This window comes from Acinetobacter sp. WCHAc060042 (genome assembly GCF_003231195.1).
GTDB lineage: Bacteria > Pseudomonadota > Gammaproteobacteria > Pseudomonadales > Moraxellaceae > Acinetobacter.
In genome coordinates, this window is record NZ_QKVN01000065.1 from 1 (window position 1) to 12,420 (window position 12,420).

Sequence of the window (12,420 nt, forward strand, 5' to 3'; positions counted from 1 at the left end):
ACCCGAAGGTGGCTTTTTATTCATTTAAAGGGCTAATTACAGACCGTTAAACTCATCGCTAAATGCTTGGCTTAATGCTTGATCCACATCAGAGAAGTCGTTTACAAGCTCATGCTCTGCAGCTTCAGCTTCTTGACGACGACGCTCTAAGTGATACGCAAGACCCGTACCTGCAGGAATCAAACGACCTACAACCACGTTCTCTTTCAAGCCACGTAAATCATCTTCTTTACCTGTTACAGCCGCTTCAGTTAACACGCGAGTGGTTTCCTGGAACGATGCAGCAGAGATAAATGAGTCAGTAGAAAGCGACGCTTTGGTAATACCCATCAATTGACGTTCAAACTTCGCAGGGAACTTGTTTTGCGCAAGAACAGCTTGGTTCTCTTGCATTACACGGATGTAATCCACTTGCTCGCCTTTGATGAAGCTTGTATCACCGCCATCAGTGATATCAACTTTACGCAACATTTGACGTACGATGACTTCAATGTGCTTGTCGTTGATTTTTACACCTTGCAGACGGTAAACGTCTTGAACTTCGTTCACGATGTAGTTGGTTAATGCAACTTCACCTTTCAAACGCAAGATGTCATGCGGGTTTTGTGGACCATCAGAAATGGTTTCACCGCGGTTGACATGCTCACCCTCGAACACGTTAATGGTACGCCATTTAGGAATCAGCTCTTCGTAAATCTCAGAACCATCATCTGGAGTAATCACTAAACGGTTCTTACCTTTAGTCTCTTTACCGAAGCTTACAACACCTGAAATTTCAGCAAGAATTGCATGCTCTTTCGGTTTACGCGCTTCGAACAAGTCAGCTACACGCGGTAGACCACCGGTAATGTCACGCGTACGTGAAGTTTCTTGTGGTACACGACCAATAACGTCACCCACACCAATTGTTTCGCCATCACGGACAGAAAGAATCGTGTTTTGTGGTAGGAAGTAAAACTGCTCACCACCATCCGTCGTATCAAGAACAACAGCAGGACGTAAATCTTTACCAGATGCAGGACGTGCAGTCACAGGTAAGATTTCAATCGTTGTCATACCAGTTGCATCATCAGTTTTAGAGGTAACAGTGACGCCATCAGCAATTTGGCTGAAACGTACTTTACCTGCAACTTCTGTTACAAGTGGGTGGGTGTGCGGATCCCAAGTCGCTACGATACCGCCTGCTTCTACAGCTTCGCCATCTTTCAACAAGATAGACGCACCGTATGGCAGTTTATAACGCTCACGCTCACGGCCTAAATCATCTGCAATACCGATTTCGCCTGAACGAGAAGTCGATACCAAGTGACCTTTAGCATGTTGTACTGTTTTCACATTGTGGAAACGTACGGTACCTTTATTACGAACTTGTACGCTGTTTGCAGCAGACGTTCGGCTTGCAGCACCACCTACGTGGAAGGTACGCATTGTTAACTGTGTACCCGGCTCACCAATCGACTGCGCAGCCATAACACCCACAGACTCACCAGGGTTCACCTGATGACCACGTGCAAGGTCACGACCATAACATTTCGCACATACGCCGAATGTAGATTCACACGCAACCACTGAACGTACTTTAACTTCATCGACACCTTGCTCTTCCAAGAAGTTTGCAAGTTTCTCATCAATCAAAGTGTTACGTGGCAGGATAACGTCGTCAGAACCTGCTTTCTTCACATCTTCAGCAACAACACGGCCCAGTACTCGAGTACCTAAGTTCTCGATCACGTCACCGCCTTGAATGAACGGAGTCATGACAAGACCGCCCAAAGTACCACAGTCAGGCTCAGTAATAACCAAGTCTTGCGCTACGTCTACAAGACGACGTGTCAAGTAACCAGAGTTTGCTGTTTTCAGTGCTGTATCGGCCAAACCTTTACGCGCACCGTGTGTTGAAATGAAGTACTGAAGTACGGTCAAACCTTCACGGAAGTTCGCTTTAATTGGAGTTTCAATGATCGAACCATCTGGTTTCGCCATCAAACCACGCATACCCGCTAACTGACGAATCTGAGCTGCCGAACCACGAGCACCTGAGTCAGACATCATATAGATCGAGTTGAATGATTTTTGCTTCTCATCTTCACCCTGTTTGTTTTTAACAGTAGTAAAAGACAAGTTGTCCATCATCGCTTTCGCTACTTGGTCGTTGGTACGTGCCCAAATATCGACAACTTTGTTGTAACGTTCGCCCGCAGTTACGAAACCTTGTTCGAACTGTTGCTCAATTTCACGAACTTCAACTTCCGCTTTTTCAATAATTGAGTACTTCGCAGGTGGAATCACCATGTCTTCCATACCGACCGATACGCCTGAACGTGTCGCTTGACGGAAACCTAAGTACATCAATTGGTCCGCAAAGATCACTGTATCTTTAAGACCTAATTTACGGTAGCAAGAGTTAATCAATTTAGAGATGTTTTTCTTGGTCATCTCAACGTTGATTTGTTGGAAATCCATACCTTCTGGCACAACTTCCCAAAGTAAGCAGCGACCAGGTGTGGTATCCACAACAATGGTTTGCTGTTCACGGTTACCATTTTCATCAATCACAGTCTGGTGTACACGTGCTTTTACGCGAGCGTGTAAATTTACCTGACCTGTTGCAAGTGCACGGTTCACTTCGTGAGTATCTGCAAACACCATGCCTTCACCTTTGGCATTGATCGCATCACGCGTGATGTAATACAAGCCTAAGACAACGTCCTGAGACGGTACGATGATTGGCTCACCGTTCGCTGGAGACAAGATGTTGTTGGTCGACATCATTAACGCACGCGCTTCTAACTGCGCTTCAAGTGTTAATGGTACGTGTACCGCCATTTGGTCACCGTCGAAGTCGGCGTTAAACGCAGCACAAACGAGCGGGTGAAGACGAATCGCTTTACCTTCAATCAGGATCGGTTCAAATGCTTGAAGACCCAAACGGTGAAGTGTAGGCGCACGGTTCAACATCACAGGGTGTTGACGAATCACGTGAGCAAGAACGTCCCAAACTTCTGGCGTTTCGCGCTCAACCATTTTCTTCGCAGCTTTAATGGTGGTTGCTTGGCCAGATGCTTGTAGTTTCGCGAAAATGAATGGCTTGAAGAGTTCAAGTGCCATTTTCTTCGGAAGACCACATTGGTGCAAACGTAAAGTAGGACCTACGGTAATGACCGAACGACCTGAATAGTCTACACGCTTACCAAGTAAGTTTTGACGGAAACGACCTTGCTTACCTTTGATCATGTCAGCCAAAGATTTAAGCGGACGTTTGTTCGAACCTGTGATTGCACGACCACGACGACCGTTGTCTAACAATGCATCGACAGACTCTTGTAACATACGTTTTTCGTTACGTACGATAATGTCTGGCGCTGCAAGGTCAAGAAGACGCTTCAAACGGTTGTTACGGTTGATCACACGACGGTAAAGGTCATTCAAATCAGAAGTCGCGAAACGACCACCTTCCAGTGGTACTAACGGACGAAGATCTGGTGGAAGTACTGGAAGTACATTCATCACCATCCATTCTGGCTTGTTGTTTGACTCTTTAAACGCTTCCATCAACTTCAAACGCTTAGACGCTTTTTTCAGCTTCGTCTCAGACGTTGTGTTTGGAATTTCTTCACGTAAACGTGAAATTTCGTTTTCAAGATCAATGTCTTTTAACAAGTCTTGAACAGCTTCTGCACCCATTTTCGCAGTGAATTCATCACCGTGTTCTTCTAAAGCATTGAAGTATTCTTCATCGTTTAAAAGTTGGTATTTCTCAAATGGAGTCATACCTGGGTCAGTAACCACGTAAGATTCGAAATACAATACACGTTCAATATCACGTAAAGTCATGTCTAATAATAGACCGATACGACTCGGAAGTGATTTTAAGAACCAAATGTGTGCAACTGGAGACGCCAGCTCGATGTGACCCATACGCTCACGACGAACTTTCGCAGTTGTTACTTCAACGCCACATTTTTCACAAATGACGCCTTTGTATTTCATACGCTTGTATTTACCACACAAGCATTCGTAATCTTTGACTGGGCCAAAAATTTTGGCACAGAATAAACCATCACGTTCTGGTTTGAACGTACGATAGTTAATGGTTTCAGGCTTTTTAACTTCACCATGAGACCATGACTTAATCATTTCTGGTGACGCAAGACCAATACGGATGCGATCAAACTCAACTGGAGCATGACCGTCTGAATCCGTCTTTTTGCGCATGATATCGAGCAAGTCTTTCAATTTTTTTCTCCGTGTGTTGGGGAGCTACGCTCTCCCAACTGGGTCACAAATATTGTTTTTACTGAAATTTGGGAATATCTAATCCCCCTAAATCCCCCTTTATAAAGGGGGACTTACTCCCCTCTTTAATAAAGAGGGGCTGGGGGAGATTTCTTAGTCACCATTTTTCAGTTCAATGTTGATACCTAAAGAACGGATCTCTTTGGTCAATACGTTGAACGATTCAGGCATACCTGGGTCCATATAATGGTTACCATCTACAATGTTCTTATAGATACGGGTACGACCTTCAACGTCATCCGACTTAACAGTAAGCATTTCTTGAAGCGTGTAAGCTGCGCCATATGCTTCAAGCGCCCAGACTTCCATCTCACCGAAACGCTGACCACCGAATTGTGCTTTACCACCAAGCGGCTGTTGAGTAACTAATGAGTAAGAACCAGTAGAACGCGCGTGCATCTTGTCGTCTACCAAGTGGTTCAGTTTCAGCATGTACATGTAACCTACAGTTACAGGACGGTCAAACTGTTCACCTGTACGACCATCATATAATACTGTTTGACCAGTACGTGAAATGTTCGCAAGCTCTAATAAGTCTTTAATTTGTGATTCTTCAGCACCATCAAATACAGGCGTTGCAAGTGGAACACCCTTACGAAGGTTACCAGAAAGAACCAAGATCTCATCATCAGTTAAGCTATCAAGATCTTCTTGCTCGCCACCAACTTTGTTATAAATCTTGTCTAAGAATCCACGAAGCTCAAGTACAGTACGTTGCGCTTTTAACATCTTGTCGATTTCTTCGCCAAGACCTTTCGCTGCCATACCTAAGTGAGTCTCTAGAATCTGACCCACGTTCATACGTGACGGTACACCCAGCGGGTTCAATACGATATCGACTGGAACACCATTGGCATCGTGCGGCATATCTTCAACTGGCAAGATGTTAGAAACAACACCCTTGTTACCGTGACGACCCGCCATCTTATCACCCGGTTGGATGCGACGTTTAACAGCCAAGTAAACCTTAACAACTTTCAATACACCTGTTGTTAATTCATCACCTGTAGAAAGTTTGCGTTTTTTCTCTGCAAACTTCTCATCAATTTCAAAGCTCTTTTCTTTCAAGAACACTTGAATTTGTGTTAAACGTTCAGCAATCGCTTCATCACTTGGTTGGATTTCAAGTAAATCAACCAACTCTAAACCAGACAACACATCTTCAGAAAGCTTGTCGCCACGTTTAGTTGTACCACCACCGTTCGACTCTTGACCTGTCAACAAACGAACAATACGTTCACGTGCTGCTTCTTCAAAGATTTTGTATTCTTCTTTCAAGTCTTTACGGTATGCATCAAGTTGCGCTTTTTCAATTGCTTGAGCACGTTCATCTTTTTCAAGACCATCACGTGTAAACACTTGAACGTCAATCACGGTACCTTTAGTACCCGATGGAACGCGTAATGATGAATCTTTCACATCAGCAGCTTTTTCACCGAAGATTGCACGGAGCAATTTTTCTTCAGGTGTTAACTGTGTTTCACCTTTAGGAGTTACTTTACCCACAAGGATATCGCCAGCAGTTACTTCAGCACCGATATAAACAATACCAGACTCATCCAACTTAGACAGTGCAGCTTCACCAACGTTAGGAATATCGGCAGTAATTTCTTCTGCACCTAACTTAGTATCACGTGCGACACATGACAATTCTTGGATGTGAATCGAGGTTAAACGGTCTTCTTGAAGTACACGTTCTGATAACAAGATCGAGTCTTCATAGTTGTAACCATTCCACGTCATGAACGCAACGCGCATGTTTTGACCCAGTGCAAGCTCACCGCCATCAGTCGAAGGACCATCGGCAAGAACATCACCACGAGCCACTTTATCACCTAAACGTACAACAACGTTTTGGTTGATACATGTATTTTGGTTCGAACGGGTATATTTGATCAGGTTGTAAATATCTACACCTGCTTCACCAGCAACCATCTCGTCTTCATTGACACGAATGACTACACGAGATGCATCAACAAACTCAATCACACCACCACGGTTTGCGATCACACACACACCTGAGTCACGTGCTACGTTTGCTTCCATACCTGTACCAACAAGCGGCTTGTCAGCAAGCAATGTCGGAACAGCCTGACGTTGCATGTTTGAACCCATCAATGCACGGTTGGCGTCATCGTGTTCAAGGAATGGAATAAGCGATGCTGCAACAGAAACAACCTGTTGTGCAGATACGTCCATATGCGTTACTTTTTCAGGTGACATACGAACGAAGTCACCTTGGTGACGTACAGAAACCATTTCTTCAGTTAACGTACCATCTTTATCAACTGCAGAATCGGCCTGTGCAATGACAGTACCCACTTCTTCAATTGCAGATAAGTATTCAACTTCATCAGTTACACGACCATCAACTACTTTACGGTATGGTGTTTCCAAGAAACCAAAGTTATTACACTTCGCATAAACTGAAAGCGAGTTGATCAAACCAATGTTTGGACCCTCAGGCGTTTCAATTGGACATACACGACCATAGTGAGTTTGGTGTACGTCACGTACCTCAAAGCCTGCACGCTCACGTGTCAAACCGCCCGGACCAAGTGCAGATACACGACGCTTGTGCGTAATCTCAGACAATGGATTGTTTTGGTCCATGAACTGAGACAATTGGCTTGAACCAAAGAACTCTTTGATTGCAGCGGCAACTGGCTTCGCATTGATTAAATCTTGCGGAGACAAGTTATCTGTTTCAGCTTGGCTTAAACGTTCTTTAACTGCACGCTCTACACGAACTAAACCAACACGGAATTGGTTTTCAGTCATTTCACCAACTGAACGTACGCGACGGTTACCTAAGTGGTCGATATCGTCGACTTCACCTTTACCGTTACGGATTTCAACCAATGTTTTGAGTACATCAGTGATATCTTCGTTCGACAAAATGCCTTCAACTTCACGCGACTTCTGATCTGTACCCACTTCGTAAGGACGGCCCAAACGACGGTTAAACTTCATACGACCGACTGGAGAGAGGTCATAACGTTCAGAAGAGAAGAACAAGTTATTGAATAGATTTTCAGCCGCTTCTTTCGTCGGTGGCTCGCCTGGACGCATCACTTTGTAGATTTCAACCAGTGCTTCTTCACGGCCTGTCGTTGTATCTGCGCGTAAAGTATCTGCAACGAATGAACCACGGTCAATGTCATTGGTGAATAGAATGTTAAATTGTTTAACACCACCTTCAGCCAACCTCACCATCACTTCATGGCTAAGCAAAGTATTTGCTGCAATCACATCACCATCTTTTAAAGTGATGTCTTCAGCAGTAATACGCTCGTACAAGTACTCATCAGGTACTGAAAGTTTTTCAAGACCTGCAGCTTCCATTTGACGCACGTGACGTGCGTTAATACGTTTACCTTGCTCAACAATCGTTTTGCCATCGTTATCTACGATGTCAAACTGTGCCATTTCACCGCGTAAACGCTCAGGTACGAGGTCAATCTGGTAACTACCCATGTCTAGGTATACAGGCACTTTTTCATAGAATAGATCTAAGATTTGCGTGTTGTCATAGCCGAGTGCACGTAGAACCACAGTCGCAAGTAATTTACGACGGCGGTCAATACGTACATAAACAAGGTCTTTGGCATCAAATTCGAAATCTAACCATGAACCACGGTAAGGAATAATACGTGCAGAATAAAGTACTTTACCACTTGAGTGGGTTTTGCCTTTATCGTGATCGAAGAACACGCCTGGAGAGCGGTGTAATTGAGATACGATTACACGCTCAGTACCATTGATCACAAAAGTACCGTTATCCGTCATGAGTGGCATTTCACCCATGTACACTTCTTGCTCACGCACGTCTTTAATAGACTTCGTTTCACGATCCTTTAAGATCAAACGAATTTTTACGCGCATTGGTGCTGCATAAGTTGAGCCACGAAGAATACATTCGCGTACATCAAACTCAGGCTTACCAAGACTATACTCAACAAATTCTAAAGCAGCATTGCCAGAATAACTTTCTATAGGAAAAACTGAACGAAACGCGGCTTGCAGACCGATATCTTCGCGGTTTTTTGGTGATTTGCCATCTTGTAAAAATGTTCTGTACGAGTCGACTTGAATCGCGAGCAAGTACGGAGCATCCATAACACTAGGCAATTTACCAAAATTCTTACGGATCCGTTTCTTTTCGGTATATGAGTATGCCATCTGGAGTCCTCGGAAAGTAAACCGAGCCCGCCTGCAGAACGGGCTCAGAAGGAATTACGCAGGCCGATATGGCCACCACTTTTTACAAATGCTGCAATTTTCAGTGGTATTGAAACGCTTACCAATATTTTTAAATTTGAAAAATATTGGTAAGCGTTTGATTTTTATCTTTATTTTAATTTGATGGATTTTCCACCAAGCAAACAAAAATCGAGCCGATTATTGTAACGCAAAAAGGCTGATGACCCAAGAGCCATCAGCCAATTTTTGGGGAGAAAATAATATTCTCCCCCTGGTAACATTACTTAATAGTAATAGTAGCACCAGTCTCTTCAAGTTTCTTCTTAAGTTCTTCAGCTTCTTCTTTAGAAACAGCTTCTTTAAGAACTGAAGGAGCACCTTCAACCATGTCTTTAGCTTCTTTCAAGCCAAGACCAGTGATTTCACGAACTGCTTTAATTACAGCTACTTTGTTCGCGCCGAAAGAAGTCAACTCAACGTTGAATTCTGATTGCTCTTCAGCAGCAGCAGCAGCAGGACCTGCAGCTACAGCTACAGCAGCAGCTGATACATTGAATTTTTCTTCGAAAGCAGAAATAAGTTCAACAAGTTCAAGAACAGTTTTTTCAGCAACTGCGTTTAAGATTTCTTCGTTTGTTAAAGCCATGAGAGTAACTCCAAATGGGTATTGAATGATGTGTGTTTAAGTTTGAGCTTATGCAGCTTCTGACTCGTTTTTCTCTTGAAGCGCTGTAAGTAAGCGACCCAATTTCGAAATAGGAGCTTGAAGAACGCTTGCAAGCATAGTAAGCGCTTTCTCTTGGTTTGGAAGATTCGCGATAACGCTAACTTCTTCGCCTTGATAAAGTTTGCCTTCAAATGCAGCAGCTTTAAGTTCAAATGCTTTATTAGTTTTCGCAAATTCTTCGAATAAGCGTGCCGCAGCACCCATATCATCTGCAGAAGTTGAGAAAGCTAAAATTGTTGGGCCAACAAGGTTGTCGTTCAAGATATTGAATTGCGTATCTTGAAGAGCACGTTTAGCCAAAGTATTACGTACAACACGTGTAGCAACACCTAACTTACGAGCTTCAACACGAAGAGCAGTTAATTGCTCAACAGTTAAACCTTGGTAGTCAGCAACAACAGCAGCAAACGCAGTAGAAGCAACTTCAGTTACTTCAGCAACGATCTGTTTTTTGCCTTCGATAAGAAGAGCCATTGTAAAACCTCCTAACGGTGATTTATGTACTTACGCGAAGTACACTCCCAATTCGCAAGTTCATCACTGAACTTACACGCGGAGGATGAACAAATCACACCACCGCGTCTACGCAGGCTGGAAGATTAAGAAAGTAATCGAAATTACTCTCGCCTGAGGTCTTTGACGCTGACAAATTTACATTTATCAATTCAAAGTTTGCCTAAGTTTGCAAAATACGACAGAGCGTTTCTTGCGTAAAAATCAAAGCAGCGCTTTGATTTTTACTCAGGGCTTTAAAATTCTGTCTAAGTTAAACTTAGTTAGAAACGTTCTGTACATCAACAGTAAGACCAGGACCCATAGTTGAGCTTAAAGTGATCTTTTTGATGTAAACACCCTTAGAAGTTGCAGGTTTTGCTTTCTTAAGGTCAGCGATTAACGCTTCAACGTTTTGACGAACAGCTTCAGCAGTAAAACCTACTTGACCGATCGCAGCATGGATAATACCTGCTTTGTCTACACGGTAACGTGCTTGACCAGCTTTTGCATTTTTAACTGCAGTAGCTACGTCAGGAGTTACAGTACCCACTTTAGGGTTTGGCATTAAGCCACGTGGACCAAGAATCGTACCTAATTTACCTACAACGCGCATTGCATCAGGAGCAGCAATCACAACGTCGAAGTCAAGGTTACCTGCTTGGATGCTTTCAGCAAGGTCATCAAAACCAACAATGTCCGCGCCTTCAGCTTTAGCAGCTTCAGCAGCAGCGCCTTGAGCAAACACAGCTACACGTACAGTTTTACCAGTACCTGCAGGAAGTGTAGTTGCACCACGAACAACTTGGTCAGATTTACGAGGGTCAACACCTAGGTTTACCGCAACATCCAAAGATTCTTTGAATTTCGCAGCAGGAAGACCAGCAAGAACAGCAACTGCTTCTTCTAAAGTGTAAACTTTGTTTGCTTCAATAGCAGCAGCAATGGCTTTTTGACGTTTAGTTAACTTTGCCATGTCTTATAGCTCCACTTCCAAGCCCATAGAACGTGCAGAACCAGCGATGGTACGAACACGTGCGTCTAAATCAGCACCAGTCAAATCTGGTTCCTTAGTAGTCGCGATTTCTTCTAATTGAGCACGAGTCAACTTACCAACTTTAGTTTTGTTTGGTACAGATGAACCCTTTTGAATGCCCGCAGCTTTCTTAAGAAGAATAGATGCAGGAGGAGTTTTCATGATGAATGTGAACGACTTGTCGTTGTACACAGTGATCACAACAGGAATTGGTAAACCAACTTCAACTTTTTGTGTTGCAGCATTGAATTCTTTACAGAATGCCATGATGTTAACACCACGTTGACCTAGTGCAGGACCAATCGGTGGAGATGGATTCGCTTTACCAGCTGGAACTTGCAGCTTGATATAGCCGTCAATCTTCTTAGCCATTTCAAATTACCTCTGGGTACAAACGCCGGTGAAGGCTCCCCAATTTATAAGTAACGATATCGTTACAACAACAATGCCCGACCTATAAATAAGTCAGGCGTTTTCAAACAACATCTATTAAACTGATTTTTCGACTTGGCGAAATTCCAGTTCAACCAGAGTTGGTCGATTAAATACATTAATAGTCAACGTTAAACGTGACTTTTCGTATAGAACCTCTTCCACCACACCTTTAAAGTCTGTGAATGGACCGTCAATTACGAGTAATTCTTCGCCTGGTTCAAACATCGTCTTCGGACGTGGTGCTTCACCAGTATTGCGTACACGAGCAAGAATCGCATCTGCTTCACGTTGGGTAATTGGTGCAGGTTTCTCAGCCGTACCCCCAATAAAACCTAAAACTTTTGGACATTCTTTAACAATGTGCCAAGTTTCATCATTCATTTCCATTTCGACCAATACATAGCCTGGAAAGAACTTACGTTCAGATTTACGCTTCTTACCGTCCTTCATTTCTACCACTTCTTCGGTAGGAACAAGGACTTCACCAAAGCTATCGGCTACAGCGCTACGCTGGATTCGATCATTAAGTGAACGCATCACTTGTTTTTCATAACCTGAATAGGCATGAATAATGTACCAACGTTTCATAGCTCTCTTACCCGATAATAAACTTCATTAACCAGCCTAAAATGTAGTCAAAACACCATAATAAAATGGATGCAACAACAACTACTGCAAGCACCTGCCAAGATGTGGTCACGGTTTCTTGCTTTGTTGGCCAAGTCACTCGACGTAGCTCAATTCGCGAGTCTTTCAACAAACGAGCAAAGCCTTTGCCTTGATGGGTGGCGTATAATAAACCGAATGCCACGATGATACAAGCCAAAATTACCCCAACGCGCACCCAGATATCGTTGGCTGGTGCCCAATATGCTGGTAGATGTTGATTCACCATGGTTGCACCAATTAATAAAATCAATGCAATAATCCATAAGACCACGCCTAAAGGAGAACCCGATTTAACTACTTCAGCAGAATTATTTCTTTGAGGGATTGCCGCGTCGCCTTGTGCGTCACGTAATTTTTCATTCGACATTTTTGTACTCGTCGTAGGTTTCGCGACTTATTATATGACCAGTTTTGCCGACATCAAGATCTTTTATAAAAAAGTTGGCAGGCTAGGAGGGACTCGAACCCCCAACATTCGGTTTTGGAGACCGACGCTCTACCAATTGAACTACTAGCCTGCAAAACAAATTGGAGCCTAAACCCCAATTTGCATTTTTATTTT

At 43.5% G+C, this 12,420-nt stretch carries 8 protein-coding genes and 1 tRNA gene; all 9 read right to left on the bottom strand.

What is annotated here, in order from left to right; translation table 11 throughout:
- Positions 1 to 36 precede the first annotated feature (36 nt).
- Positions 37 to 4,236: a DNA-directed RNA polymerase subunit beta' gene (rpoC, locus tag DPG01_RS17495; protein WP_086209738.1), complete on the bottom strand. Its 4,200-nt coding sequence runs from the start codon at positions 4,234 to 4,236 to the stop codon at positions 37 to 39.
- 153 nt (positions 4,237 to 4,389) lie between these two features.
- The gene (rpoB, locus tag DPG01_RS17500) at positions 4,390 to 8,478 is read right to left on the bottom strand and encodes a DNA-directed RNA polymerase subunit beta (RefSeq protein ID WP_110975927.1); all 4,089 of its coding nucleotides are present in this window, start codon (positions 8,476 to 8,478) and stop codon (positions 4,390 to 4,392) included.
- Positions 8,479 to 8,779: 301 nt separating this feature from the next.
- Complete coding sequence (rplL, locus tag DPG01_RS17505; RefSeq protein WP_004692767.1) at positions 8,780 to 9,145, bottom strand: 50S ribosomal protein L7/L12; 366 nt, start codon at positions 9,143 to 9,145, stop codon at positions 8,780 to 8,782.
- 48 nt (positions 9,146 to 9,193) lie between these two features.
- A complete protein-coding gene (gene rplJ, locus DPG01_RS17510; protein ID WP_086209740.1) occupies positions 9,194 to 9,700 on the bottom strand; it encodes a 50S ribosomal protein L10 in 507 nt (168 codons plus the stop codon).
- A 298-nt stretch (positions 9,701 to 9,998) separates the two neighbouring features.
- The gene (rplA, locus tag DPG01_RS17515) at positions 9,999 to 10,694 is read right to left on the bottom strand and encodes a 50S ribosomal protein L1 (protein ID WP_086209741.1); all 696 of its coding nucleotides are present in this window, start codon (positions 10,692 to 10,694) and stop codon (positions 9,999 to 10,001) included.
- Between the two features lie 3 nt (positions 10,695 to 10,697).
- The gene (gene rplK, locus DPG01_RS17520; protein ID WP_086209742.1) at positions 10,698 to 11,126 is read right to left on the bottom strand and encodes a 50S ribosomal protein L11; all 429 of its coding nucleotides are present in this window, start codon (positions 11,124 to 11,126) and stop codon (positions 10,698 to 10,700) included.
- Between the two features lie 117 nt (positions 11,127 to 11,243).
- Positions 11,244 to 11,777: a transcription termination/antitermination protein NusG gene (gene nusG, locus DPG01_RS17525; RefSeq protein WP_110975928.1), complete on the bottom strand. Its 534-nt coding sequence runs from the start codon at positions 11,775 to 11,777 to the stop codon at positions 11,244 to 11,246.
- A gap of 7 nt (positions 11,778 to 11,784) precedes the next feature.
- Positions 11,785 to 12,225 (bottom strand): preprotein translocase subunit SecE, encoded by a 441-nt coding sequence (gene secE, locus DPG01_RS17530; RefSeq protein WP_110975929.1) that lies wholly within the window; start codon positions 12,223 to 12,225, stop codon positions 11,785 to 11,787.
- A gap of 75 nt (positions 12,226 to 12,300) precedes the next feature.
- A tRNA-Trp gene (locus DPG01_RS17535) sits at positions 12,301 to 12,376 on the bottom strand.
- Between the last annotated feature and the right edge of the window lie 44 nt (positions 12,377 to 12,420).